The organism is Lelliottia sp. JS-SCA-14 (assembly GCF_035593345.1).
Classification (GTDB): Bacteria; Pseudomonadota; Gammaproteobacteria; order Enterobacterales; family Enterobacteriaceae; genus Enterobacter; species Enterobacter wanjuensis.
This window is the reverse complement of the sequence record NZ_CP141606.1, coordinates 735,971-760,196: the sequence shown is the minus strand read 5'-3', so window position 1 is coordinate 760,196 and position 24,226 is coordinate 735,971. Positions and strand designations below refer to the sequence as shown.

Annotated in this window: 22 protein-coding genes and 1 pseudogene; 7 read left to right on the top strand and 16 right to left on the bottom strand. The window is 58.1% G+C overall.

Annotation, left to right across the window (positions count from 1 at the left end):
• Positions 1–3 precede the first annotated feature (3 nt).
• Complete coding sequence (apaG, locus tag U9O48_RS03635; protein ID WP_324723530.1) at positions 4–381, top strand: Co2+/Mg2+ efflux protein ApaG; 378 nt, start codon at positions 4–6, stop codon at positions 379–381.
• 4 nt (positions 382–385) lie between these two features.
• Positions 386–1,234: a bis(5'-nucleosyl)-tetraphosphatase (symmetrical) ApaH gene (apaH, locus tag U9O48_RS03630; protein ID WP_324723529.1), complete on the top strand. Its 849-nt coding sequence runs from the start codon at positions 386–388 to the stop codon at positions 1,232–1,234.
• A gap of 205 nt (positions 1,235–1,439) precedes the next feature.
• Here the strand turns inward: apaH and folA are convergent, their stop codons facing one another.
• The 12 genes and pseudogenes from folA to U9O48_RS03570 form a co-directional block, all read right to left on the bottom strand.
• Positions 1,440–1,919 carry a type 3 dihydrofolate reductase gene (gene folA, locus U9O48_RS03625; protein ID WP_100777676.1) on the bottom strand — a complete coding sequence of 160 codons (480 nt, stop codon included), beginning with the start codon at positions 1,917–1,919 and terminating at the stop codon, positions 1,440–1,442.
• Between the two features lie 114 nt (positions 1,920–2,033).
• Positions 2,034–3,899 carry a glutathione-regulated potassium-efflux system protein KefC gene (gene kefC, locus U9O48_RS03620; protein WP_324723527.1) on the bottom strand — a complete coding sequence of 622 codons (1,866 nt, stop codon included), beginning with the start codon at positions 3,897–3,899 and terminating at the stop codon, positions 2,034–2,036.
• Positions 3,892–4,422: a glutathione-regulated potassium-efflux system oxidoreductase KefF gene (gene kefF / locus U9O48_RS03615; RefSeq protein WP_285146030.1), complete on the bottom strand. Its 531-nt coding sequence runs from the start codon at positions 4,420–4,422 to the stop codon at positions 3,892–3,894. Before kefF ends, kefC begins: the two co-directional genes overlap by 8 nt.
• A 96-nt stretch (positions 4,423–4,518) precedes the next feature.
• Positions 4,519–5,370, bottom strand: coding sequence for a 4Fe-4S dicluster domain-containing protein (locus U9O48_RS03610; protein ID WP_285146031.1), 852 nt, complete (start codon positions 5,368–5,370; stop codon positions 4,519–4,521).
• Positions 5,370–6,194, bottom strand: a complete 825-nt coding sequence (locus tag U9O48_RS03605) for a dimethyl sulfoxide reductase anchor subunit family protein (RefSeq protein ID WP_285146032.1) — start codon at positions 6,192–6,194, stop codon at positions 5,370–5,372. Before U9O48_RS03605 ends, U9O48_RS03610 begins: the two co-directional genes overlap by 1 nt.
• Positions 6,187–6,816: a DMSO/selenate family reductase complex B subunit gene (locus U9O48_RS03600; protein WP_285146033.1), complete on the bottom strand. Its 630-nt coding sequence runs from the start codon at positions 6,814–6,816 to the stop codon at positions 6,187–6,189. Before U9O48_RS03600 ends, U9O48_RS03605 begins: the two co-directional genes overlap by 8 nt.
• Positions 6,803–9,196 (bottom strand): annotated as a pseudogene (locus tag U9O48_RS03595) (DMSO/selenate family reductase complex A subunit). The gene U9O48_RS03600 and the pseudogene U9O48_RS03595 overlap by 14 nt, the downstream one beginning before the upstream one ends.
• A gap of 119 nt (positions 9,197–9,315) precedes the next feature.
• A complete protein-coding gene (locus U9O48_RS03590; RefSeq protein WP_095280727.1) occupies positions 9,316–9,549 on the bottom strand; it encodes a YgdI/YgdR family lipoprotein in 234 nt (77 codons plus the stop codon).
• 213 nt (positions 9,550–9,762) lie between these two features.
• Positions 9,763–12,987, bottom strand: a complete 3,225-nt coding sequence (gene carB, locus U9O48_RS03585; protein ID WP_282491606.1) for a carbamoyl-phosphate synthase large subunit — start codon at positions 12,985–12,987, stop codon at positions 9,763–9,765.
• An 18-nt stretch (positions 12,988–13,005) separates the two neighbouring features.
• Positions 13,006–14,154, bottom strand: a complete 1,149-nt coding sequence (gene carA / locus U9O48_RS03580) for a glutamine-hydrolyzing carbamoyl-phosphate synthase small subunit (protein ID WP_324723525.1) — start codon at positions 14,152–14,154, stop codon at positions 13,006–13,008.
• A gap of 454 nt (positions 14,155–14,608) precedes the next feature.
• Positions 14,609–15,430 carry a 4-hydroxy-tetrahydrodipicolinate reductase gene (gene dapB, locus U9O48_RS03575; RefSeq protein WP_282491605.1) on the bottom strand — a complete coding sequence of 274 codons (822 nt, stop codon included), beginning with the start codon at positions 15,428–15,430 and terminating at the stop codon, positions 14,609–14,611.
• Between the two features lie 133 nt (positions 15,431–15,563).
• Positions 15,564–16,571: a LacI family DNA-binding transcriptional regulator gene (locus U9O48_RS03570; RefSeq protein WP_324723524.1), complete on the bottom strand. Its 1,008-nt coding sequence runs from the start codon at positions 16,569–16,571 to the stop codon at positions 15,564–15,566.
• A 189-nt stretch (positions 16,572–16,760) separates the two neighbouring features.
• Here U9O48_RS03570 and U9O48_RS03565 point away from each other — a divergent pair, with 189 nt between their 5' ends.
• Genes U9O48_RS03565 through U9O48_RS03545 form a run of 5 tightly spaced genes read left to right on the top strand, consistent with a single transcriptional unit; the run spans position 16,761 to position 21,056 of the window.
• A complete protein-coding gene (locus U9O48_RS03565) occupies positions 16,761–18,497 on the top strand; it encodes a class I mannose-6-phosphate isomerase (RefSeq protein WP_324723523.1) in 1,737 nt (578 codons plus the stop codon).
• Between the two features lie 2 nt (positions 18,498–18,499).
• On the top strand, positions 18,500–18,928 hold the full coding sequence (locus U9O48_RS03560) for a PTS sugar transporter subunit IIA (protein ID WP_282491602.1): 429 nt from the start codon (positions 18,500–18,502) through the stop codon (positions 18,926–18,928).
• A 10-nt stretch (positions 18,929–18,938) separates the two neighbouring features.
• Positions 18,939–19,433, top strand: coding sequence for a PTS system mannose/fructose/N-acetylgalactosamine-transporter subunit IIB (locus U9O48_RS03555; protein WP_282491601.1), 495 nt, complete (start codon positions 18,939–18,941; stop codon positions 19,431–19,433).
• 10 nt (positions 19,434–19,443) lie between these two features.
• On the top strand, positions 19,444–20,241 hold the full coding sequence (locus tag U9O48_RS03550) for a PTS mannose/fructose/sorbose/N-acetylgalactosamine transporter subunit IIC (RefSeq protein ID WP_202674012.1): 798 nt from the start codon (positions 19,444–19,446) through the stop codon (positions 20,239–20,241).
• On the top strand, positions 20,241–21,056 hold the full coding sequence (locus U9O48_RS03545; RefSeq protein ID WP_285146039.1) for a PTS system mannose/fructose/sorbose family transporter subunit IID: 816 nt from the start codon (positions 20,241–20,243) through the stop codon (positions 21,054–21,056). The genes U9O48_RS03550 and U9O48_RS03545 overlap by 1 nt, the downstream gene beginning before the upstream one ends.
• Before the next feature lie 240 nt (positions 21,057–21,296).
• On the opposite strand, the gene U9O48_RS03540 is transcribed toward U9O48_RS03545, so the two are convergent.
• From U9O48_RS03540 to fkpB, 4 genes are all read right to left on the bottom strand, one after another.
• Positions 21,297–22,067 (bottom strand): glucose-6-phosphate isomerase family protein, encoded by a 771-nt coding sequence (locus U9O48_RS03540; protein ID WP_324723522.1) that lies wholly within the window; start codon positions 22,065–22,067, stop codon positions 21,297–21,299.
• Positions 22,060–22,614 carry a glucose-6-phosphate isomerase family protein gene (locus U9O48_RS03535; RefSeq protein ID WP_324723521.1) on the bottom strand — a complete coding sequence of 185 codons (555 nt, stop codon included), beginning with the start codon at positions 22,612–22,614 and terminating at the stop codon, positions 22,060–22,062. The genes U9O48_RS03540 and U9O48_RS03535 overlap by 8 nt, the downstream gene beginning before the upstream one ends.
• 154 nt (positions 22,615–22,768) lie before the next feature.
• On the bottom strand, positions 22,769–23,719 hold the full coding sequence (ispH, locus tag U9O48_RS03530) for a 4-hydroxy-3-methylbut-2-enyl diphosphate reductase (protein WP_282491596.1): 951 nt from the start codon (positions 23,717–23,719) through the stop codon (positions 22,769–22,771).
• A complete protein-coding gene (gene fkpB, locus U9O48_RS03525) occupies positions 23,700–24,170 on the bottom strand; it encodes an FKBP-type peptidyl-prolyl cis-trans isomerase (protein ID WP_095280714.1) in 471 nt (156 codons plus the stop codon). The genes ispH and fkpB overlap by 20 nt, the downstream gene beginning before the upstream one ends.
• Between the last annotated feature and the right edge of the window lie 56 nt (positions 24,171–24,226).

Sequence of the window (24,226 nt, the reverse complement as noted above, 5' to 3'; positions counted from 1 at the left end):
GCCATGATTGATTCGCCCCGCGTATGTGTTCAGGTGCAAAGTGTCTATATCGAGTCTCAGTCCACGCCGGACGAAGAACGTTTTGTTTTTGCTTACACCGTAACCATTCGCAATCTGGGGCGGATGCCTGTGCAACTGCTCGGGCGCTACTGGCTTATCACCAACGGCAATGGCCGTGAAATTGAAGTTCAGGGTGAAGGTGTGGTCGGCGAACAGCCCCACATCGCCCCCGGCGAAGAGTTTCAGTACACCAGCGGTGCCGTCATAGAGACACCGATGGGCACCATGCAGGGCCATTACGAAATGGTCGATCCAGACGGCAATACCTTCCGTATTGATGTTCCTGTTTTCCGTCTCGCCGTTCCTACTTTCATTCATTAAAAATATGTCTACATATCTCATTGGCGACGTTCACGGTTGCTACGATGAACTGATCGCATTGCTAAAACAGGTCGATTTTACGCCTGGACAAGACACCCTCTGGCTGACGGGCGATTTAGTGGCGCGCGGGCCGGGCTCGCTGGACGTCTTGCGCTTCGTTAAATCGCTGGGCGACAGCGTGCGCGTGGTGCTGGGTAATCACGATCTGCATCTGCTGGCGGTATTTGCCGGGATCAGTCGCAATAAGCCGAAAGACAGGATCACGCCGCTGCTGGAAGCACCAGACGCCGATGAGCTGCTGAACTGGCTGCGTCGTCAACCGCTGCTGCAGGTCGACGAAGAGAAGAAGCTGGTGATGGCCCACGCCGGGATCACGCCGCAGTGGGATCTGCAGACCGCCAAAGAGTGCGCGCGCGATGTCGAGGCGGTGCTGGCGAGCGACTCCTATCCGTTCTTCCTCGATGCGATGTACGGCGATATGCCGAACAACTGGAGCCCGGAGCTAAGCGGTCTGGCGCGCCTGCGCTTCGTGACCAATGCCTTTACCCGCATGCGCTACTGCTTCCCGTACGGTCAGCTGGATATGTACTGCAAAGACACTCCGGAAAACGCTCCTGCGCCGCTGAAGCCGTGGTTTGCCATTCCTGGCCCGGTAACGGATGAGTACAGCGTGGTGTTTGGCCACTGGGCGTCGCTGGAAGGCAAAGGCACACCAGACAATATTTACGGGCTGGATACGGGATGCTGCTGGGGCGGGGATTTAACCTGTCTGCGCTGGGAAGATAAGACGTATTTTGTTCAGCCGTCGAACCGGCATCTTGAGTTAGGGGATGGCGAGGCGGTTGCCTCCTGATGTCATTGCAGGATGGCGGCCTACGTTCTTAGATGGTCTTTCGTAGGCCTGATAAGCGAAGCGCCATCAGGCAAACTCACCGCACAAGTGCCGGATGGCGGCTTCGCCTTATCCGGCCTACATTCTTAGATGGTCTTTCGTAGGCCTGATAAGCGAAGCGCCATCAGGCAAACTCACCGCACGAATGCCGAATGGCGGCTTCGCCTTAACGACGCTCCAACACTTCGAAGCAGTAGCTGTGCGAGTTCTGCGCGTCAGCGTCGTGGAATTCGCTGAACACAGATTCCCACTCGTCAGGATCGTAGTCCGGGAAATGCGTGTCCCCTTCCACTTCCGCGTCAATGTGGGTCAAATAGAGCTTCTGCGCTTTTGGCAGGAACTGCTCGTAAACACGGCCCCCACCAATCACCATAATCTCTTCCGCGTCGCCGCAGGCGGCAATCGCATCGTCGACGGATTTTACCCATTCAACGCGATCGTCGGTACCCGGCTGGCTACTGATAACGATATTCTTACGACCCGGCAACGGACGACCGATTGACTCCCAGGTCAGGCGGCCCATCACTACCGGCTTGTTAAGCGTGGTACGTTTAAACCATGCGAGATCGGCAGGCAGGTTCCACGGCATGGCGTTTTCCATACCGATAACGCGGTCTACCGCCAGCGCTGCAATCAGACTGATCATTGAAAATTTCCCGGATGCAAAAAATTGCCGCCACTATACGGAAAGCTTAATCTTTCGTCGACTGGCGGCAGAGTAAAGAACGGGAAATATTTCAATATTGCTGGCAACTCCACTTCACGCCAGAGGTTTACTCTCCGGTTCATCCTTCGGATCGCCGGTATGTTTGCCCTCTTCCGTTCCCTGCCAGCCGTGACGCTGAGTCAACGACAGATGATTTCGATCCTCGTTGATGATCTCCGTCAGCATCGCGCTGGTGCGTTTCACTACCGCCGCGCGGGACGTCGCATCCTCTTCGGCCATCTCCACCATCTCTTCGACCATCCCGGTGTTAAATCGGCGGAACAGATCGGCGCGCTCGCGCGCTTCATAGGCACCCAGCCCTAACCCTTCCAGTGCCATACGCCCGGATTTCAGCGCCCCTTCGAAGGTTTCACGCTCCGGCGCTTCCACCCCGGCCTGACGCAGCTTGATGTAATGGTCCACATCGCGCGCACGGGAGATGATTTTCAGGTTCGGGAAATGCTCCATCGCCAGCTCAGCCAGCTGGAGGCTGGCCTGCGGATCGTCAATCGCGTTAATCAGCACCTCGGCTTTCGCCGCCCCGGCGGATTCCAGCAGATCGACGCGCGTCGCATCGCCGTAAAAGACCTTCATGCCAAATTTACGCAGAGTTTCAATGTGGTCAGGATCGTGATCCAGAATGACCATTTTCACCCCGCTGGAGAGCAGCAAGCGGCCGGTGATCTGCCCGAAGCGGCCAAACCCGGCGATGATTACCCGCGGCTGCTCTTCGTCAATCTCATCCGCTTCGCGCTCCTGCCCGCTGCCGGATTGCTCCAGACGCGTAAGCAGCACCAGTAAAATCGGCGTGGCCGCCATCGACAGCGCCACCGCCAGGGTCAGCGCCTTCGCCCACTCGGCGTCGAGTACGTTCGCCATCTGCGCCGCACCAAACACCACGAAGGCAAATTCACTCCCCTGCCCCAGCAAAACCGCAAACCAGCGGCGCTGTTTATTCGGCACATTCAGCGGGCGGGCGATCAGCCACAGCATGCCCATTTTAATGACCAGGAAACCGACCAGCAGGATCAGAATGCGCAGCGGGTGCGTCACCAGCGTGCCAAAGTCGATGGACATCCCGACGCCGATAAAGAACAGCCCCAGCAGCAGGCCCTTAAAGGGTTCGATATCGCTTTCCAGTGCATGACGGTATTCGGAGCTGGCGAGCAGAACGCCCGCGAGGAATGCCCCCATCGCCATCGACAGACCGGCCTCTTCGAGGAGCAGACCAAAACCGAAGACCAGGAACAGGGCCACGGCGCTGAACACTTCCCGCAGCCCGGAGCGCGCGACAAAACGCAGCAGCGGGCGCGTCACATACCGGCCCAACAGGATCACCAGCGCCAGCGCCCCCGCCACTTTCAGTGCCGACAGGGCGAAGGCCCCCAGCGTAGTGGACGAACCGCTCGCCGCCAGCAGCGGGATCATCGCCACCAGCGGAATCGCGGCGATATCCTGGAACAGCAAAACGGAGAACGTGCTGCGCCCCATCTGGGACACCGTCAGGTTGCGCTCATTCATCGCCTGCATGGCAATCGCCGTCGAGGAGAGCGCAAGAGTCATGCCGATAAGCTCGGCGACCTTCCAGTCCATCCCGAGCAGAATACAGAATCCGCCCAGCAGCGCGCCGCAGGCGATCATCTGCAACGCCCCGCCGCCAAACACCGAGGCGCGTAGTTTCCACAGACGCTGCGGGTCGAGCTCCAGACCAATGACAAACAGCATCAGCACCACGCCGATTTCGGCGAAATGCAGAATAGACTCGGCGTCCGTGACCAGCCCAAGCCCCCACGGGCCGATGGCGCAACCGGCGATCAAATACCCGAGCACCGAGCCCAGGCCCAGACGCACCGCCACCGGAACGATCAGCGCGGCCGCACCCAGGTAGATCAATGCCTGTATCAGCGTATGGCTATCCATGGTGGTGCTCCTGCCAGTCGAGTAGACGTTGTTTGTAGTGACGGGCCTGCGCCTGCAAGGTTTCGTCATCGCAGACAAAGGTGCAGTGCATGGCGAAAGGCGGCAGCCACTGCAATCCGCAGTACACCGCCGTCGCCTGCAATGGCTGAGACAGCACCTCAAATCCCGGATGTTCGCCAATATCGAAATGACTTTCCCCGCCGCCAGTGGTAACGGCCCACATCAGGCTTTTGCCTTTCAGCGCGTGACCGTTATGCCCGTAGGCCCAGCCGTGGGAGAAGACTTTGTCGATCCACAGTTTGAGCAGCGGCGGCGTGCTGTACCACTGCATCGGGTGCTGCCAGACGATCAGATCCGCGCGGGCAATCGCCTCCTGTTCGGCGGCAATATCGATGTTGAAATCGGGATAGAGTTGATAGAGGGAGCGTATTTCTACGCCGTCAATTTCCCTGACTTGATCGAGCATTCGCTTATTCGCATGCGAGTGTTGCGGATAAGGATGCGCATAAATTATCAGAATCATTCGGAGCTCTTTACGGAAGGAACATCTGATCAAGCATATCCCATTGGCGGTAAAACAAAAACGAGATACATAAGCACAGCAAATGTATCGGAGTTGTCACCGCATCCCGTGATGATGCTGGCGGCAAATCGGACACAGGGAGGTCTGCGGATGCCAGGCATAAAACGGGCGGGAGCACGCCAGGCAGGAGGTCTCAAACAAGGGGTGAACGATCGCCCCGGCTTTGCGCGTTTCAGGCACAATGCGTATGGCATCAACCGGACAGACCGCCTCGCACGCTTTGCAGCCGGTGCACTGCCGGGCGTCGAGGGCAAAGGCTCCCGCCTCTAGCACTAACGCCTTCGGGGAACAGACCCGGCTGCACGCCGCGCAGGCGACACACCGTTCAGGATCGAGCTGCAGCGTAAACTGTTGATACTGCGGAAAAGCCTTCGAGAGCGGCTCCACCTCCACAGAAACGCCTTTCTCCACGCCTGACAAACGGCGGCGTCCGCGATCGAGAGATGCTAGCTGCGGCGGAAAAATCTGCCACGCGGGTTCGTCCAGTTCGCGCAGCTTAAGATTGAGCGCCGCGATAGCGAGGCCCCAGTGAGGATGTTCATCCAGATCGATATCCACACCGCGAATATGATGTTGAACATGCCACAGCAGGAGTTCGTTGATGTCAGGCGCAATGGCCGTGAAGGGCGCGATCAGCCGTTGAGCGAGAGTGTGCCTTCGGGGAGGTTCAAGGTGCGCAATGGCTCCCACGGGGCAGACAAACAGACAACGGCCACAGCGCAGGCACAGTTCGTCGTTAAGCGCTGCGCCCTCGCCTGTTACCGTCAGCGCATCTGCCGGGCAATTGTCCACGCAGGCGCGGCAGGTTGCACGTCGAAGCGAGCGGCGTAAACATGACTCGCCCACCGCGGGTGGCGGTGGGGAGTCAGCTAAAGCGAAACGCAGCATCAGTGAATGCTAAAGAACGCAAAGCGCAGCAGAACTTCGGCTATCAGCAATAATGCGCCACCGGCGTACAGCCACACCTGGCGAGAGCGAAGTGCGCCGCAGGCAAAGGCCAGCGCACCGACGACGGAGAGCGACCAGCCCCACAAACGCAGCTCAGCGGTGGTTTTGAACGCCTCCAGCGGCTGATGCGGGAACGTCGGCGCGTCACTCAGTCCGGCCCCGGACAGCCACGACATATAAGGAATTTGCGTCAGCAGCCGAACCAGAACGGCTACCACTACCAGCGCCATCATCCCGCGGGCAAGTGAGCTATTACGCAGGGGCAGCAGCACACTGGCCACCACCGCGCCGACAATGGCTACCGACCCATAAAACATCACCAGGGTATTGGCATGCATCCAGGTGATCACCGAGGTATGCATGTAGATCTGGCTCATGCAATACACGTCGATCAGCCCCAGCAGCAGCGCCAGCGGCATCAACCCCTTCCAGAGCGATCCTTTCATTAGCGAGGCCAAAAAGCCCAACCCGGCGAAGGCCAGGAACAGGCTGGCAAACACGATCTCACGACTCAGCCACGAACTGTTGAAATGGCGCAGGGCGTTGAAGGCGTTAAGCGGATATCCCAGATGGAATACCGATGCCAGCAGGCCCAGTCCGGCCATGACGCAGACGATAAAGATCGGCAGTTGCGGCCGTTCCGTCGACAGCCGAGTGGAATAATGCGGCGTGCTGCCCGACCACAGGTTCAGGGTCAGAAAGAGCGTCAGCCCGACGGCCCCCTGCAGTAGCAGGGTAAAGATTAACAGCGGCCACTCATGCATGAGGTTTCTCCTTTTTCTCCGCACCCTGATGCGCTTTGATCACCAGGCTAGGCTGGGTGATCGCCGAATCGGGCAATCCGTTCACATCGCAAAGATGACCGAACTTTTTGCGTAACTCGTCGATCGGGCCAAACTGGATGGCTCCCAGCGGACAGGTTGCGACGCAGATCGGCTGTTCGCCCTGCGCCTGGAGATCCACGCAAAAATCGCACTTCGACATTTGCCCGGTTTGCTCGTTGAGCTGCGGCGCGCCGTAAGGGCAAGACCAGGCGCAATAGCCGCAGCCCACGCACTTGTCAGTGTTGACGCGCACTATGCCGTCGCCAGGCCTTTTGTGCATGGCGGTGGTGGGGCAGTTCTTCGTACAGATAGGATCGGCGCAATGATTGCAGGAGATGGAGAGGGTGTAGGCGAAGACGTTGTTCTGCACGCCGCCCTGACCGGTCGGCATGAACCCGCCGCCCGTCACTTCGTAAACCCGACGAAAACGGCGCCCGACGTCGAGATTATTTTTATCTTTGCACGCCACCTGGCAGGCTTTGCAGCCTGAACAGCGGGAGGAATCGATAAAGAACCCCAGCTGTTTATCGCTTACGGGTGCGTATTCCTTAAACTGACTCATGCTTCGCTACCTCCACCAGCATGGTTTGATGTGAATTCCCTTTCGCCAGCGCGGTGATCCGCGTTGAGCTGAGTACGTTGGCGCATCCGCCGTGGTCGACACCTTGCGCATCGGGCTGCCACCAGGCCCCCGCCTGCATCGCCACCACGCCCGGAATAATCCGTGGCGTAACGTTCGCCTCGACCAGGCTCACGCCGCGATCGTTATGAATCCGCACCTTGTCACCTTGCTGGACTCCGCGTTGCTCAGCATCCAGCGGGTTAATCCACAGTTTTTGCATCTGCACTTCCTGCAGCCACGGGTTGGCGTACTGAGTGGAGTTCGCGCGGTTTTTGCCTTTCCAGGTGATCAGCTGTAACGGATACTGCTTCGCCAGCGGATCTTCCGGTCCTTCGTGGGCGGGCACATAGTGGGACAGCGCCGGGATTTCCGGATGGTTCATGTCGTAGAGGCGCTTCGAAAAGATCTCGATTTTGCCGGACGGCGTCGGGAAAGGATGATTGTCGGGATCGCGGATATTCTCTTCAAAGGCCACCCACGGCGCGCTTTTGAAAAGATGGCGGCGGGTCACTTGCAGCTCGGCAAAGGTCGGGAGTTTTTCGTCCGGCATCGACTGGCGCGTGTTCTCCCAGATGTGTTCGATCCACCCTTTCTCATCGCGCCCCTGGCTGAATTCAGCTTCAACGCCAAGTTTCGCCGCCACTTCACGCTGCCAGGCATAATCGCTGCGGCGCTCAAATTCAGGCTCAATTAGTTTTTCGGAGAGGATCAAATAGTTTGCTGTCCCCCAGGTTTCGCCAATGTTCCAGCGCTCCATAAAGCTGGTTTCGGGCAGCAGCAGGTCGGCATACTTCGCGCTCGGGCTCATGTAGAGATCGCTCACGACGATAAACTCGATTTTCGATTCGTCCTCGAGCACTTTCACCGTCTGATTCACATCCGGATTTTGGTTCGCCAGATAGTTCCCCGCCAGCGAGAACAGGATGCGAATGTTACTTTTCAGTTTTTCCGCGCCCTTGAGTCCATCCTCGGGTTTCACCTGGCTCGCATCATCACCGGCCTGAACCCAGTTCATGATGGAGATGCTCTCCTTCACCGGGTTATCCAGGGTTTCGATCCCGGTGGTGAATTTGCGGTTGGCGCATCCGCCGTAACCCGCGGCCCAGCCGCCCGGCACGCCGACGTTACCGGTGAGTGTGGCAAGCAGTGTCGATCCGCGCGCGGTTCTTTCACCGCAGTTATGTCGCTGCGGACCCCAGCCCTGGATCAGAGCGGCCGGTTTGGTGGTGGCGTAGTCGCGCGCCAGTTGGCGAATCGTCTGCGCCGGAACGTGGGTAATTTTTTCTGCCCATTCCGGCGTTTTCACGACCCCGTCTTTCGTGCCCATAAGATAGGAGATCAGCGACTCATTGGCCGGAACGCCTTCTGGCATCGACTGTTCATCAAAGCCCAGCGTATGGCGAGCGATAAAGTTTTTATCGTGCAGATTCTCGCTGATGATGACGTACATCATCGCGTCCATCAGGGCATTGTCGGTGGTTGGCAGCAGCGGGATCCACTGGTCAGCCAGGGAAGAGACGGTATCGGAATAGCGCGGATCAACGACGATAAAGCGGGTGCCGTTTTGCTTCATCTGCTGAAAATAGTGGTTGGTATGGCCGAAAATCGTCTCGGTAGGGTTGTGCCCCCAGAGGATCACCAGCGGGGTGTCCTTGAGCGTATCAAGCGAGTTTCCGCTGGCCGCGATGCCATAGGTGTAAGGCGTGGCCGCCACGGTATTGCCGAGGCTGACCGAGTGGTAGTAAGAGAGATAACCCCCGGTCAGATTCAGCAGACGCTTCATCATGCCGTCGCCAGAAAACGCCCCGCCGCTGGTGGCGGTGTTGTTATGCATAAACCGCGATTCCGGGCCGTATTTCGCCGTGATGCGCTTGAGGTTATCCGCAATCAGGGTCGTGGCTTCATCCCAGGAGATGCGCTCAAACTTCCCTTCACCACGTTTACCCACGCGCTTCATCGGATATTTAAGCCGGTCGGGATGATAGACAAATTTACGGTATCCGCGGCCACGAACGCAGGCGCGCATGATGGGCATGTCGGCATCCAGCTCGTTATCAGGACGGGTAGTAATGCGGGTGACGACACCGTCCGAGACATGCGCCCGAATATCGCATTTCCCGCCACAGTCAAAGGTGCTGCAGGTGGGTACGACTTTTTCAGCGGATGCAGGCGCAGGATCCGGGATGGTTTCGGCAGCCTAAGCAGAATGGGATTTAAGCGAAACAAAGGGTAGGGTCAGGAGTAAAGAGCCTGACTTCAGGACACTTCGCCGCGAAAGGCGAAAGCCTTGCTCATCTTCAGTCTTATTTTGGTCTTCCATAATCACTCTCCAGTATTCAGAGCGTGATTTTCACCTACCTCGTTGGGGTTACGATTGATATTCGTCAAGGATTAGAGACAGCGGCACGGTGCCGCTGTCATAAAGAAAATGAATGAGAATCAGTTATCTAATTCACTCATGTTCTTCACCTGGTCGCGGTTAATTTGCTCGGTTTTACCGGTTTCCGCGTTTTTATAAGAGACCAGACCGGTATCGTCATCGACCTGCGGTTTACCGTCGGTGACGATGGTTCTGCCGTCGGTAGTTTTCACCGCCTGGTTGGATGAACAACCGGCAACGGTAAAGAGGGCTGCTGCAGCAAAAATTGAGGTAGCCAGAAGTTTATTTCGCATGGTGTTCTCCCTGCTTTTCAGTTGAATTTAATTATCGACCTAACCATTTTAGGCTAACTGACTGACGGGAGATGGAAAACCAGAACACTCTGAAGAAGTACGGAGAGGCTTGTTGCCGGGTGGCGGCTGCGCCTTACCCGGCCTACAGGTGGAAATGTGGTTTTTGTAGGGCGGGTAAGCGCAGCGCCACCCGCCGGATACACGCGGTGCGGCTTACTTGTTAATTTGCGCGTGCATTTCCTGCACCGAAATCACCTTCTCGGTGGCATCCGCGTTTAGCGCCATCGCTGTCGCGAAACCGCCGTTCAGGGTGGTGTCGTAATGCACTTTGTACTGCAGCGCGCTGCGGCGAATCAGCTTGGAGTCTTCAATCGCCTGACGACCTGCGGTGGTGTTGATAATGTAGGTGTACTCGCCATTCTTGATACGGTCCTGAATGTGCGGACGACCTTCATGCACCTTGTTGACCAGACGCGGGTTGATACCGGCTTCACCCAGCACGATGGCCGTGCCGTGGGTCGCATCCAGCTCAAAGCCCTGTTTCAGCAGTTTTGCCGCAAGGTCTACCACACGCTCTTTATCACCTTCGCGCACGGAGAGAAGCGCACGGCCCTGCTTTCTCATGGTCGAGCTGCTGCCGAGCTGTGCCTTGGCGAAAGCTTCCGCGAAGGTACGGCCCACGCCCATGACTTCGCCGGTGGAGCGCATCTCTGGCCCTAACAGCGGGTCAACGCCCGGGAATTTGTTGAATGGCAGGACCACCTCTTTCACCGAGTAGTACGGTGGGATGATCTCTTTGGTCACGCCCTGCTGAGTCAGCGTCTGGCCCGCCATCACGCGCGCCGCCACTTTCGCCAGCGGAATCCCGGTCGCTTTGGAGACGAACGGCACGGTACGCGCCGCACGCGGGTTCACTTCAATCAGGTAGACTTCGTTATCTTTCACCGCGAACTGGACGTTCATCAGGCCGCGAACCTGCAGCTCGAAGGCCAGTTTCTGCACCTGCTGGCGCATCACATCCTGAATTTCCTGGCTCAGGGTGTAGGCTGGCAGAGAACACGCGGAGTCACCGGAGTGCACGCCCGCCTGCTCGATGTGCTCCATGATGCCGCCAATCAGCACCATTTCGCCGTCGCAGATGGCATCCACGTCCACTTCTACCGCGTCGTCAAGGAAGCGGTCGAGCAGCACCGGCGCATCGTTAGAGACGCTCACCGCGGTCTGGAAGTAGCGGCGCAGGTCAGCTTCGTCGTAGACGATTTCCATCGCACGGCCGCCCAGTACGTAGGACGGGCGCACCACCAGCGGGTAGCCAATCTCTTTCGCCTTCTCAACCGCCATTTCAATCGCGGTCACAGTGGCGTTCGCCGGTTGTTTCAGCTTCAGACGGTCAACCGCCTGCTGGAAACGCTCGCGGTCTTCCGCGCGGTCAATCGCATCCGGGCTGGTGCCGATAACCGGCACACCTGCTGCTTCCAGCGCACGCGCCAGTTTCAGCGGGGTCTGGCCGCCGTACTGCACGATAACGCCCTTCGGCTTCTCGATGCGCACGATTTCCAGTACGTCTTCCAGCGTTACCGGCTCGAAGTAGAGGCGGTCAGAGGTGTCGTAGTCGGTCGATACGGTTTCCGGGTTACAGTTGACCATGATGGTCTCGTAACCGTCTTCACGCAGCGCCAGAGAGGCGTGTACGCAGCAGTAGTCGAACTCGATGCCCTGGCCGATACGGTTTGGACCGCCGCCCAGCACCATGATTTTATCGCGGTCGGTGGACGGGTTCGCTTCGCACTCGTCTTCGTACGTGGAGTACATGTAGGCGGTGTCGGTGGCGAACTCAGCCGCACAGGTGTCCACGCGTTTGTAGACCGGATGCAGATTGTACTGGTCGCGCAGCTTGCGGATTTCAGATTCACGCACGCCCGCCAGTTTTGCCAGACGCGCATCGGCGAAGCCTTTGCGTTTCAGCATACGCAGGAAGTCAGCGTCGAGACCGGTGATGCCCATCTCTGCCACTTTCTCTTCGAGACGCACCAGCTCTTCGATTTGCACCAGGAACCAGCGGTCGATGTTGGTCAGGTTGAAGACGCCGTCGACGGACAGGCCCGCGCGGAAGGCATCGGCGATGTACCAGATACGCTCAGCGCCCGCGTCTTTCAGCTCGCGGCGGATTTTGGTCAGCGCTTCCGGGTCATCGAGGCTCACTTTCGGGTCGAAGCCCATCGCGCCCACTTCCAGGCCGCGCAGCGCTTTCTGCAGGGATTCCTGCTGAGTGCGGCCAATCGCCATCACTTCGCCGACGGATTTCATCTGGGTGGTCAGACGGTCGTTCGCGCCCGCGAATTTCTCGAAGTTGAAGCGAGGAATCTTAGTCACAACGTAGTCGATAGACGGCTCAAACGACGCCGGAGTACGACCGCCGGTGATGTCGTTCATCAGCTCGTCGAGGGTGTAACCCACGGCCAGTTTCGCCGCCACTTTCGCAATCGGGAAGCCGGTCGCTTTGGAGGCCAGCGCCGAGGAGCGGGATACGCGCGGGTTCATCTCGATAACAATCAGGCGACCGTTTTTCGGGTTCACGGAGAACTGCACGTTAGACCCGCCGGTTTCGACGCCAATTTCACGCAGTACCGCCATCGAGGCGTTACGCATGATTTGATACTCTTTGTCGGTCAGAGTCTGAGCCGGTGCCACGGTGATGGAGTCGCCAGTGTGGATACCCATCGCATCGAAGTTTTCGATAGAGCAGACGATGATGCAGTTGTCGTTTTTATCACGCACCACTTCCATCTCGTACTCTTTCCAGCCAATCAGCGACTCGTCAATCAGCAGCTCTTTGGTTGGGGAAAGATCCAGACCGCGTTCGCAAATCTCTTCGAACTCTTCGCGGTTGTAGGCGATACCGCCGCCGGTGCCGCCCATGGTGAAGGAAGGACGGATGATGCACGGATAGCCCACGTCAGCGGCAACCGCCAGCGCTTCTTCCATGGTGTGTGCGATGCCGGAGCGCGCGGTGTCGAGGCCGATTTTCTTCATCGCCACGTCGAAACGGCGGCGGTCTTCAGCTTTATCAATCGCGTCAGCGGTGGCACCAATCATGGTCACGCCGAACTCGGCCAGTACGCCCTGACGTTCCAGCTCCAGCGCGCAGTTCAGCGCGGTCTGGCCGCCCATGGTTGGCAGCACGGCGTCCGGACGCTCTTTTTCGATGATTTTGCGTACCACTTCCCAGTGAATCGGCTCGATGTAGGTCGCATCGGCCATTTCCGGGTCGGTCATGATGGTGGCCGGGTTAGAGTTCACAAGAATGACGCGGTAACCCTCTTCGCGCAGGGCTTTACACGCCTGTGCGCCGGAGTAGTCGAATTCGCAGGCCTGGCCGATAACGATCGGGCCAGCGCCAAGGATCAGGATGCTTTTTATATCTGTACGTTTTGGCATTTTTTTCTCGGCTCCTGATTATTTAGCGGTCTGACGGTATTGCTCGATAAGTTCGATGAAGTGATCGAACAGCGGCGCGGCATCGTGCGGGCCTGGGCTGGCTTCCGGGTGACCCTGGAAGCTGAACGCCGGTTTGTCGGTGCGATGGATACCCTGCAGGGTATGGTCGAACAGCGACTTGTGGGTAACGCGCAGGTTGGCAGGCATTGATGCCTCGTCCACCGCAAAACCGTGGTTCTGCGCGGTAATCATCACCGTGTTGTTGTCGATATCTTTCACCGGGTGGTTACCACCGTGGTGGCCGAACTTCATCTTGACGGTCTTCGCACCGCTCGCCAGCGCCAGCAGCTGATGGCCGAGGCAGATGCCAAATACCGGAATATCGGTTTCGAGGAAGCTTTTAATCGCTTCAATCGCGTACTCGCACGGCGCCGGGTCACCAGGGCCGTTGGAGAGGAAGATCCCGTCCGGGTTCATCTTCAGTACTTCGTCCGCAGGCGTTTTCGCCGGAACTACCGTCAGGCGGCAGCCGCGGTCCACCAGCATGCGCAGAATGTTGCGCTTCGCACCGTAGTCGTAGGCGACCACGTGGAACGGCAGCTCTTCTTCTTTCTTCGCTTCCGGCAGTTCGCCCGCCAGCGTCCAGCTCCCCTGCGTCCAGCTATAAGCTTCCGCGGTGGTCACTTCTTTCGCCAGATCCATCCCGTTCAGGCCAGGGAAGGCTTTCGCTTTTTCCTGCGCCAGGGCCGCATCCAGGTTATCGCCCGCGATGATGCAGCCGTTCTGTGCGCCCTTCTCGCGCAGCAGACGGGTCAGCTTACGGGTATCGATATCGGCAATCGCCACGATGTTGTGACGCTTCAGGTAAGAAGAGAGGTCTTCGGTGTTGCGGTAGTTGCTGGCAATCAGCGGCAGGTCGCGAATAATCAGACCTTGTGCGTGGACCTGGGAAGATTCGGCATCGGCTTCGTTGGTGCCGACATTACCAATATGAGGATAAGTAAGGGTGACGATTTGGCGGGAATAGGAAGGATCAGTGAGGATTTCTTGATAACCGGTCATTGAAGTATTGAAAACGACTTCCCCAACCGCCGAACCTGTTGCCCCTATGGCCCGACCGATAAACTGGGTTCCGTCTTCCAGAACCAATAGCGCTGACTTAATCAAAACACCCTCCAGAGAATATTCACTCACTTTATCTGCATATTAATTCACAACGACGTCATGAATCAATGCAAATTTGCTGCCAGTGGATTTTCGGCAAACGGCGGCATTCTGGGGATTTGGAGGGGTAAAGTCAACTCAAAATGGCTTTTTTGTTTATTATTTTACGCGCCTTTGGCGATTAACGGAGTTTAAGCCATAAAAAGATCAACAAAATCACGTTAGAAAACGTTTGTACGCTGAGTTTAGTGGGATCTTAGTGTGAGGGGCAATAAAAACCAGACCAGATGGTCAAAATTTACAGTGCGATAACACAAAATTGAGAGAAAATGATATTTTTAACGCCTTTAGCTAAAGAAAATATGCCAGAATGGCAAAATAAAAGGGCAATAAAATATTGCCCTGTGCAATCAATCAATTAAGACTGCAATAACCACATCACGATGGGTAATAAAACTTATAAATCGTTAAGATTAAGCACATCTCGCATATCAAAAAGACCATTATCTAACGTTTTAAGCCACAACGCGGAGCGTACTGCGCCGTTGGCAAAGGTCATACGGCTGGATGCTTTGTGGGTAATCTCCACGCGCTCGCCGATATCGGCGAAGATCGCCGTGTGTTCGCCGACGATATCGCCCGCACGCACTGTTGCAAAGCCGATAGTGCCCGGAACACGCTCGCCGGTATGCCCTTCGCGAGAGTAGACCGCGCAGTCCTTTAAATCCTTATCAAGTGCATAAGCAATCGCTTCGCCCATCGCCAGCGCCGTACCGGACGGGGCATCTACTTTGTGACGGTGGTGCGCTTCGATAATCTCGATGTCCGTGTATTCGCCCATCACTTTGGCCGCTTTCTCCAGCAGCTTGAGCATCACGTTGACGCCGACGCTAAAGTTAGCCGCGAAGACAATGGCGATCTCCTGGGAAGCGTCTTTGATGGCCTGTTTGCCCGCGTCGTCAAAACCGGTGGTGCCGATGACCATGCCTTTCCCGTGCTGACGGCAAAACGCCAGATGGTGCAGCGTCCCTTCCGGACGGGTGAAATCGATGAAAACGTCAAAATCGTCTTTCACCGCCTCCAGGCTGCTTTGCACGGTCACGCCCGTCTTGCCTACGCCCGCCAGCTCGCCCGCGTCGGTTCCCAGAAGCGAAGAGCCGTCGCGCTCCAGCGCTGCGCCAAGCGCAACGCCGTCTAACTGCAGCGCAGCCTGAATTAACTGACGGCCCATACGGCCACCCGCGCCCGCTATCGCGACACGTACCTGTGCATCATGCATAGTTATTCTCTTACGTTAAAAGTATGTAAATCGTTTTCAGATTAACCAGCCTTCGGCAATGCTGCTATCTGAAAACGCCGATGATTAGAATTTTATGATAAACAGGGAGGAGTATCAGTAAAAGACATGAGGATCAGCGAAAACCGCATGATTCCCGCACCACCAGCGCCGGTGGCAGGATGATCCGTTTTGCCGGTTCGTCATTGCCCTGAATCCGGCTGAACAGCAGCTCCCCGGCTTTACGCCCGATCTCTTTCGCCGCGACCGATACCGTGGTCAGCGCGGGCTGAACCAGCGCCGCTTCGGTGATGTCATCGAAGCCCACCAGCGCGAAATCCCGCCCCGGTTCGCGGCCCAGTTTGCGTAAACTCTGCATAACGCCGAGCGCCACAATATCCTGATAGCAAATGGCCGCCGTGATCTGCGGATTGCCCCGCAGCAGGCTTTCCGCCACGCGTGCCCCATCACTCTGGCTGGCCTGCGAGGTGATGATCCACTCAGGATTCGGCGCAACGCCGTACTCCAGCAGCTGACTGGTAAAGCCGCCGATACGCTGCGCCCGCGAGCCGGAATTCTGGCTGCCGCCGATAAAGGCAATCTGGCGATGGCCCATCCGCAGCAGATGTTCGGTCGCCATTTGCGTGCCGAGGAAGTTATCCGTCCCGACAAAATCGAAATCCGGATCGTTGAGCGGGCGCACCACCATAATCGCCGGAATGTTGCGCCGCTTCAGGCCGTCGAAAAAGGCCTGCGGCGTTTCACGGGCGGCGCACAGCACCATCCCGCCGACGTTATTGCGCATCAGAGAATCGACAAATTTCTGCTGCCGCTGAGACGACTCTTCGCTGTTCGCCAGAAACAGCATCAGATCGTGACGCTCCATTTCGTGGCTTAATCCCGCCGTCATCTCCCCGTAAAAAGGGTTGGTGATATCGTGCAGCAGCAGTCCGACCTGATTGCTGCTGCGATTGCGCAGGTTGGCCGCCGTCTGGTTATAGACGTAGCCCGATTCATCCAGCGCTTTCAGCACCCGCTCGCGCGTCGCCTGTGAAATGCGCCCCTTGTTGCACAACACCATCGAGACCGTCGCCGTTGAAACTCCGGCCCGCTTCGCGACATCGGCCAGCGTGATTCCTGTCATAGTGACTCCTTTAAGACTTCATTCCAGATTAATCGAATAACCTATTTTTTGCATTTTTCCCTGTGAGCCTCTTCACATTCCGCCCGCTTTTTCCCCTTTCATTGCCTGGAATGGCGGGTTAATCGCGTTAACCACCCTTCTCAAACGCGGTTAATCGAATAACCTTAAGCAACGATTACGGAGGATAAAATGAGCTACTACGAAAAATATCCCACGCTCCAGATTGAAGGCTACGACGACAGCGCCTGGCAGGGCTGGGAAGCGATAACGGCCCGGCTTCGCGCCAGAACAGGCCAGCGAACCGTTCTGGTAATTGACTGTTATCCGGGCGTTCGCCTGGCCGAGCTGGAAGAAAATCTGCTCTCCGCGCTGAACCCGGCCCTTGTGATTAACGCCGAACAGGCGCGGCTCGATGAGTCGGCCCTGCACCAGCTTCTGGCGCGCAACCTCACGGATGACCGCGTCTTTGGCGTGCTCTCCTGCCATCAGCTCAGCGAGTTTATCGATCCGCAAAAGCTGCACGCGCTGAAAGAGCAGGTCAGCAACGCCCCTGACGGGCTGATCGTGATTTACGGCCCCGGCGCGGCGCTGGTGCATCCGGGTGATGTGCTGGTGTATGCGGATCTGCCTCGCTGGGAGATCCAGCAGCGGATGCGCAGCGGCGAGCTGGATAACTGGGGCGCAGAGAATCAGAGCGAAGACATGCTGCGTCGCTACAAGCGGGCATTCTTTGTCGAATGGCGCGTGTTCGACCGCCATAAAACCCCGCTTCTCAAACGCGCCGATTTCCTGCTGGATACCACCCGTGCCGACAGCCCGGCGATGGTCACCGGCGACGCGCTGCGTGCCGGACTCAAACAAACCACCCAGCAGCCGTTTCGCGTCGTCCCCTTCTTCGACCCCGGCGTCTGGGGCGGCCAGTGGATGAAGCAAAAATTCGATCTCGATCCCTCCGCACCCAATTACGCATGGTGTTTTGACTGTGTGCCCGAGGAGAACAGCCTGTTACTGCGTTTTGGCGCGGTGCGGATCGAGATCCCCTCTCAGGACCTGGTGCTGCTTGAGCCTCGCGCGCTGTTGGGTGAAAAAGTCCACGCGCGCTTTGGCGCGGAGTTCCCGATTCGCTTCGATTTTCTCGATACCATCGGCGGGCAAAACCTCAGTTTCCAGGTACACCCACTGACCGAGTACATCCAGCAGCAGTTTGGCATGCACTATACCCAGGATGAGAGCTACTACATTCTGGAAGCGGAGCCGGGCGCGATGGTCTATCTCGGGACCAAAACCGGCACTGAGCCGCAGGCGATGCTCGATAACCTCCGAAGCGCCGGTCGCGGCGAGCAGCCGTTTGATGATGCGCGTTTCGTGAACCAAATCCAGGCGAAGAAGCACGATCATTTCCTGATCCCCGCGGGAACCGTTCACTGTTCCGGTGCCGGGACGATGGTGCTGGAGATCAGCGCCACGCCGTATATCTTCACCTTCAAACTTTGGGACTGGGGCCGCCTGGGCATGGACGGTCTGCCGCGCCCGGTGCATCTCGATCACGGCGAGAAGGTCATTGACTGGCAGCGCGATACCCAGTGGGTGCATCAGCATCTGGTGAATCAGGTGGAGCCGATTGCCGAGGGAGAGGGCTGGCGGGAGGAGCGCACCGGACTGCACGAGCGCGAATTTATCGAAACGCGTCGCCACTGGTTTAGCGCCCCGGTCGTGCATCACACCCACGGCGGCGTCAACGTGCTCAATCTGGTGGAAGGCGATCGAGCCATCGTCGACAGCCCGAGCGGCGCCTTTGCTCCTTTCACCGTGCGTTACGCCGAGACCTTTATCATTCCGGCAGATGTCGGCGAATACCGCATCTCACCGTCCGGTGAAACTTCCGGTAAGCCGCTCGCCACCATCAAAGCCTGGGTAAGGGGGTAATCATGATCCGGTTTATTGTCGCCACCCACGGGCCGCTGGCCAGCGCGCTGCTGCAAAGCGGGCAGATGGTGTACGGCGAGCTTCCTCACATTCAGGCGGTGTGCCTGACGGAACAGGCGGGCATCGAAGGCTTTCGCCGCGAGTTTGCCGCGGTGCTGGAAGCCGCCAGCGCGCAGGCCGACGGGGTGCTGGTGCTGTGTGATATGCAGAGCGGCACGCCGTGGAACGTGGCCTGCGAAGCGGCCTTTAATCCCCACACCCAGCCGCCGGTCGCCGTGGTGGCCGGGGTGAATTTCCCGATGCTGCTGCAGACCGACGACGTGGCGCACCTGCCCGACGTCAATATCGCGGCGGCCCGACTGATTGAACTGACCCATCCTACGTTGATTCAGGCAAAACCTGTCGTCTCAGCGCAGTCAGATGACTTTTAAGGAGCATGCTATGAGTATTTCATTTGTACGCATTGATGACCGGGTGATCCACGGGCAGCTCATCACACGCTGGGCCAAAGAGCTGCCCTGTGACGGTATCGTCGCCATTGATGACGCCGTTGCGGCCGATCCGCTGCTCTCCTCAGTGATGAAAGGGGCGGTCTCCGACACCAAAGTGTGGCTGTTCGATACCGCCACCGCCATCGAAAAACTGCCGAAGGTGATTGCCAGCGAGAAACGCTATTTCGTGATTGGCAAATCGCCCGTCACCCTGCAGCGTCTCGAGCAGGCGGGTATTAGCCTGAAAAACAGTAACGGCAAAATCAACGTCGGGCCAATGAGCGCCCGTGCCAATACCACCACCATCGGCCCGAATCAGTCTGTCACCACCGACGAAGCTGCCGCGTTTGAGTGGCTGACTGCGCAGGGGCATAACGTTGAGTTTCGCCTCGTGCCGGATGCCAGCTTTTACACCTGGCAGGACGCCCGCCAGAAGCTGAAATGAGGAGCGCAGAATGATTATCGAAGCGTCATTAATAGGGCTGCTGTGCTATCTCGGCGCACTCAGCAGCCCGTGGCTGCTGGGCCTGACCGGCGGCTGGTATTTGATTTCCCGTCCGCTGGTTTCCGGCATGCTGGTCGGTTTGATTCTGGGCGATGTGAAAACCGGGATCATGATCGGCGTGGCGGTGCAGGCGGTTTATATCGCGATGGTCACGCCGGGCGGCTCGATGCCTGCGGATCTGAACTTCGTCGCCTATCCCGCCATTGCGCTGGGCATTCTCTCCGGAAAAGGGCCGGAGGTGGCCGTGGCGCTGGCGGCGACCATCGGCATCGCCGGAACCATTCTGTTCAACGCGATGATGGTGCTGAACTCGTACTGGAACCACCGCGCCGACGTGGCGCTGGAGAAAGGCGATGAGCGCGGGATCTACTTCAACAGCGCCATCGGGCCGCAGGCGATGAACTTTGTCCTGCGCTTTGTGCCGACCTTTATCGCGGTCTATTTCGGCGCGCAGTACATCAGCGGGTTTATGGACAGTCTGCCGAAAATCGTGCTCTCCACCATGAACGTGCTGGGCGGGATTTTGCCTGCGGTGGGGATCGCCATTCTGCTGAAACAGATCATCAAAAATTACACCATGCTGATCTACTTCCTCGTCGGCTTTATCTGCATCGTTTTTCTGAAGCTGAACATGGTGGCGCTGGTGATCGTCGGCAGTCTGCTGGCGCTGATCCACTACAACTACAAACCGGAAGCCCCGCAGGCGGTAGCGGCACGCCGGGTTGACGACGATGAGGATGAATTCTGATGGAAGAGCGTAAATTAACCCGCAAAGATCTGCGCCGCTGCTGGCGCGCGTGGATGATGCACAACCTGTCGTCGATGAGCTTTGAGCGTCTGGAATCGTTCGGCTTCTGTCTGAGCATGTTGCCGGTGGCGAAAAAACTCTATCCGGATGCCACTCAGCGCAAGGAGATGCTTAAGCGCCATGCGTCGTTCTACAACACCGAGCCGCAAATCGGCGCGATCGTCAACGGAATGGCGCTGGGCCTGGAAGAGAAAAAAGCCAACGGCGAACCGATCGACGGCGAGACCATTAACACCCTCAAAGTCGGGCTGATGGGGCCGATCGCCGGGATCGGCGATTCGATGATCCCCGGCATGCTGATCCCGATCCTGCTCAGCATCGGGATGGCGCTGGCGGCGGGCGGCAATATTCTCGGCCCGCTGTTTTACACCGTCGCGTGGCTGGCGATCATCATTCCGGGCTCCTGGTATCTGTTCCTCAAGGGCTATCAGATGGGCTCGGGGTCGGTGGAGATGCTGGTCAGCAGCAAATCGACTCGCCTGCGTGAGGCCCTGTCGCTGCTGGGTGTTTTCGTCATGGGCGGCGTGGCGGCGAGCTATGTGAAGCTCGGCACCGGGCTGGAGTTCATCACCAAAGACGGCGTGAACATTCATGTGCAGCAGATGCTCGACGGGATTTTCCCGCAGCTGTTGCCGCTGATTGTGGTGCTCGGGACATGGTATCTGATGGCGAAACGCGGCGTGTCGCCGGTGAAAGCGATGGTGTTGCTGTTGGTTCTGGCGGCCGCGGGCGTGGCGAGCGGGTTGTTTGCGTGAAGACAGGAGCCGTGGAGCGGGTTTTGTAGGCCGGGTAAGGCGCAGCCGCCACCCGGCGAAAAGGTGAGGTTCGTGCGGTTTATTGCCCGGTGGCGCTGCGCTTACCGGGCCTACAACTGCTACGACCGCGGTGTTTTTTTTGTAGGCCGGGTAAGGCGCAGCCGCCACCCGGCAAAAGGTAAGGTTCGTGCGGTTTAATGCCCGGTGGCGCTTCGCTTACCGGGCCTACGTTTACCCTGTTTATGGATGGAAATTCTGCCACAGCTCCGCGGCTCGATCCGGGCGGGAGATAAACTGGAAGCGCGCCGGGTCATCAATAAACTGCTGATAAATCGGCGCGTCGGTAATGCCAAACTCACTGTAACGACGCGGCGTGATGGTCTGCAACCGCCCCGGCTGATAGTGAGAGTTGTGCTGCCAGATAATGTGATTCCCTTGCACCAGCGGATACCAGGCCAGCCCCTTGCGCGCGCGAACCGCGTCGTATTCAAACCCGTATTCCCGGTCGCACCACGCGCCAAAGGTCAGCGGTACATCGGGCGAAGCGGAGATGGTGGCGTGCCCCCATCCCGGCGGAACCAGCACTTTATCGCCTGGCCCGGCGAGCACCGCGAAACAGCGCCCCGGATCGTCTTCGACCCTTTCCTGCATGTAGATAATCGCTTTGCCCTGCCAGATTTCGTACAGCTCCGGCGGCGACCAGCCGCTGTGCTGGCTGATACGATGCACATGCCCCTGGCTGCGCACCGGTTCATCGCCCAGCGTCCCGGCGGCATAGGTCACGACGCCGAACAGCAGCATCCGTTTTTCCAGCTCCTGGCGATCCGCCAACCGCGCGACGTCCATCGCGATGGCGTAGACCTGCTCCGGCCCGGTGCAGTCAGGGTTGCGCAGCGACGGACGAATCTGATCCAGCGTGCGGATCTCCGGCATCGGCCCGGTGACGTCATCGCCGTAGCTAAAACCAAGCGGCTGATGGGTGATGGTCATCTCCAGCCCAAACTTATCCATGTCGCACCTCCCAGCCACTTTCTGAGACAAAAACGCGAAGGGCAAAACCGCCTGCCAGCGCGGCGTAATCATGCCCGGCCACCGTCGGCCAGACGGCTAGAGATGAGAGCGTTTCAGTTCCGGTGTTGATTAAGCGGTGAGCGGTGAAGGGAGGAATAATGTGGACCGAGCCTGGCGCGACGCGTTCCAGCCGCGCTTCACCCAGCTCCGTCTGGAGTAGCAGCAAACCTTCCCCGCTCAGCCCGAAATAGACTTCGCCCTGCTCCCGCTGTTTGTGAAAATGGCCGCGCGTCATATAAAACTCGTCGCCAATTTTCCCGGCATTGAGATGGGTCACGCCGACATACAGCGCCCCCGCTTGCGCCGGGGAGTCGAGCATTTCCACGCTATACACGATGTCACTTGGATCGCGCTGCTGCCAGGCGAGCGTGTCGCTAAACGCGCCCGTCAGATCGCCCACGCACGTGGCTTTGCGGATAAGAGGACCATTAGCGAACGCGCCGCTGGCCCATGCCACCTGGGGTGGCAGGATAATATCATGATTCATGTTTCTCTCCGGCCCAAGGAGAATGGCACGATCAGCCTACCAGATTAAACGATTAACCTAAGGTCAGGAGGGAGGAACTGTCGGGTTAATCACAGGTAACCAGACAAAAAAATGCCGGTCGCTTACGGGACCGGCATGTTTAAAACCGAGGGGATTATTCGACTTCTTTCGCGTCGATGCGCAGCTCTTTCGGCACTTCGAAGACGATATTCTCTTCGCGGCCTTCCAGCGGCACCGCTTCGCCACCGCCCAGCTCCTGCAAACGCTTAATCACGTTCTGCACCAGAATATCCGGCGCAGAGGCGCCGGCGGTGACGCCGACACAGGTCGCGTCTTTCACCCAGGCTTCCTGGATATCGGTGGCGTCGTCGATCAGAAACGCCGCTTTCCCCATGCGCTGCGCCAGTTCGGCAAGACGGTTGGAGTTGGAGGAGTTTTTGGAACCGACCACCAGCACCACATCCGCCTGTTCGGCCAGGGCGCGCACCGCTTCCTGACGGTTAGTGGTGGCGTAGCAGATGTCGTCTTTGCGCGGCCCGACAATTTTCGGGAAGCGGCTGCGCAGAGCGTCGATAACGTCGGAGGTGTCATCCACCGAGAGCGTGGTCTGGGTCATGAACGACAGACGGGCTTCGTTTTTGACGTTAAGCGTCAGCACGTCGTCCGGCGATTCGACCAGATACATGCCCCCTTCCGGGTTGCTGTACTGGCCCATGGTCCCTTCGACTTCCGGGTGACCGGCGTGGCCAATCAGAATCGACTCTTCGCCACGGCGGCTGGCGCGGGCGACTTCCATATGGACTTTGGTCACTAATGGACAGGTGGCGTCGAAGACCGTCAGGTCACGGCTTTTCGCTTCGTTACGCACCGCCTGAGAGACGCCGTGCGCCGAAAAGATCAGGATCGCGCCGTCGGGCACTTCGCTGATCTGCTCGATAAAGATTGCGCCGCGCTCGCGCAGGCTGTCCACCACATAGCGGTTGTGAACCACTTCATGACGGACATAAATCGGCGCGCCGTAAATCTCCAGCGCGTTTTCAACAATGCTGATAGCGCGGTCTACTCCGGCACAGAAACCGCGCGGGTTAGCCAACAGGATCTGCATTCACTTCCTCCAGTGCCGGGTCGATCTCCAGCACTTCAACATCAAAATGGACGGTACGCCCGGCCAGCGGATGGTTGAAATCGACGGTGATGGAATCGCCATTGATTTCACGGATCACGCCAGGCATTTCGCTGCCATCCATTGCGGTAAAGAGCATAATTGCGCCGATTTCCGGCTCGCCCGCGTCCATGAATTCACGGCGCGAGAAATACTGGATCAGATCCGGGGTCGGCACGCCAAACGCCGCATCAGGCTCCAGGGAGAAGGCTTTTTTCTCGCCCTCTTTCAGCCCGAGCAGCTGTTGCTCCAGACCTTCCGAAAGAGAGGTATCACCCAGGCGGAACAGCGCAGGCTTGCCGTTATTGCGGGTCGATTCTGCAGTAGAACCGTCGTCCAGTTTCAGGGTGAAATGGACCAGCACCGCGCTATTGCTCTGTATGGATTTTGACATGCCAGTTGCTCGCTTGTTTTGCCCCATCGGTTTGCCCGGTGGCGCGCAGCGATCCG

What these genes read in the sequence shown, in the direction of transcription:
- U9O48_RS03545 (WP_285146039.1), top strand. Translation starts at nt 20,241, where the DNA reads ATGGAAGAGCGTAAATTAACCCGCAAAGATCTGCGCCGCTGCTGGCGC.
- U9O48_RS03610 (WP_285146031.1), bottom strand. Translation starts at nt 5,370, where the DNA reads ATGCTGCGTTTCGCTTTAGCTGACTCCCCACCGCCACCCGCGGTGGGC.
- kefC (WP_324723527.1), bottom strand. Translation starts at nt 3,899, where the DNA reads ATGGATAGCCATACGCTGATACAGGCATTGATCTACCTGGGTGCGGCC.
- U9O48_RS03535 (WP_324723521.1), bottom strand. Translation starts at nt 22,614, where the DNA reads ATGAATCATGATATTATCCTGCCACCCCAGGTGGCATGGGCCAGCGGC.
- apaH (WP_324723529.1), top strand. Translation starts at nt 386, where the DNA reads ATGTCTACATATCTCATTGGCGACGTTCACGGTTGCTACGATGAACTG.
- fkpB (WP_095280714.1), bottom strand. Translation starts at nt 24,170, where the DNA reads ATGTCAAAATCCATACAGAGCAATAGCGCGGTGCTGGTCCATTTCACC.
- U9O48_RS03555 (WP_282491601.1), top strand. Translation starts at nt 18,939, where the DNA reads ATGAGTATTTCATTTGTACGCATTGATGACCGGGTGATCCACGGGCAG.
- U9O48_RS03540 (WP_324723522.1), bottom strand. Translation starts at nt 22,067, where the DNA reads ATGGATAAGTTTGGGCTGGAGATGACCATCACCCATCAGCCGCTTGGT.
- U9O48_RS03570 (WP_324723524.1), bottom strand. Translation starts at nt 16,571, where the DNA reads ATGACAGGAATCACGCTGGCCGATGTCGCGAAGCGGGCCGGAGTTTCA.
- U9O48_RS03550 (WP_202674012.1), top strand. Translation starts at nt 19,444, where the DNA reads ATGATTATCGAAGCGTCATTAATAGGGCTGCTGTGCTATCTCGGCGCA.
- kefF (WP_285146030.1), bottom strand. Translation starts at nt 4,422, where the DNA reads ATGATTCTGATAATTTATGCGCATCCTTATCCGCAACACTCGCATGCG.
- U9O48_RS03590 (WP_095280727.1), bottom strand. Translation starts at nt 9,549, where the DNA reads ATGCGAAATAAACTTCTGGCTACCTCAATTTTTGCTGCAGCAGCCCTC.
- dapB (WP_282491605.1), bottom strand. Translation starts at nt 15,430, where the DNA reads ATGCATGATGCACAGGTACGTGTCGCGATAGCGGGCGCGGGTGGCCGT.
- apaG (WP_324723530.1), top strand. Translation starts at nt 4, where the DNA reads ATGATTGATTCGCCCCGCGTATGTGTTCAGGTGCAAAGTGTCTATATC.
- U9O48_RS03560 (WP_282491602.1), top strand. Translation starts at nt 18,500, where the DNA reads ATGATCCGGTTTATTGTCGCCACCCACGGGCCGCTGGCCAGCGCGCTG.
- folA (WP_100777676.1), bottom strand. Translation starts at nt 1,919, where the DNA reads ATGATCAGTCTGATTGCAGCGCTGGCGGTAGACCGCGTTATCGGTATG.
- carB (WP_282491606.1), bottom strand. Translation starts at nt 12,987, where the DNA reads ATGCCAAAACGTACAGATATAAAAAGCATCCTGATCCTTGGCGCTGGC.
- ispH (WP_282491596.1), bottom strand. Translation starts at nt 23,719, where the DNA reads ATGCAGATCCTGTTGGCTAACCCGCGCGGTTTCTGTGCCGGAGTAGAC.
- U9O48_RS03605 (WP_285146032.1), bottom strand. Translation starts at nt 6,194, where the DNA reads ATGCATGAGTGGCCGCTGTTAATCTTTACCCTGCTACTGCAGGGGGCC.
- U9O48_RS03600 (WP_285146033.1), bottom strand. Translation starts at nt 6,816, where the DNA reads ATGAGTCAGTTTAAGGAATACGCACCCGTAAGCGATAAACAGCTGGGG.
- U9O48_RS03565 (WP_324723523.1), top strand. Translation starts at nt 16,761, where the DNA reads ATGAGCTACTACGAAAAATATCCCACGCTCCAGATTGAAGGCTACGAC.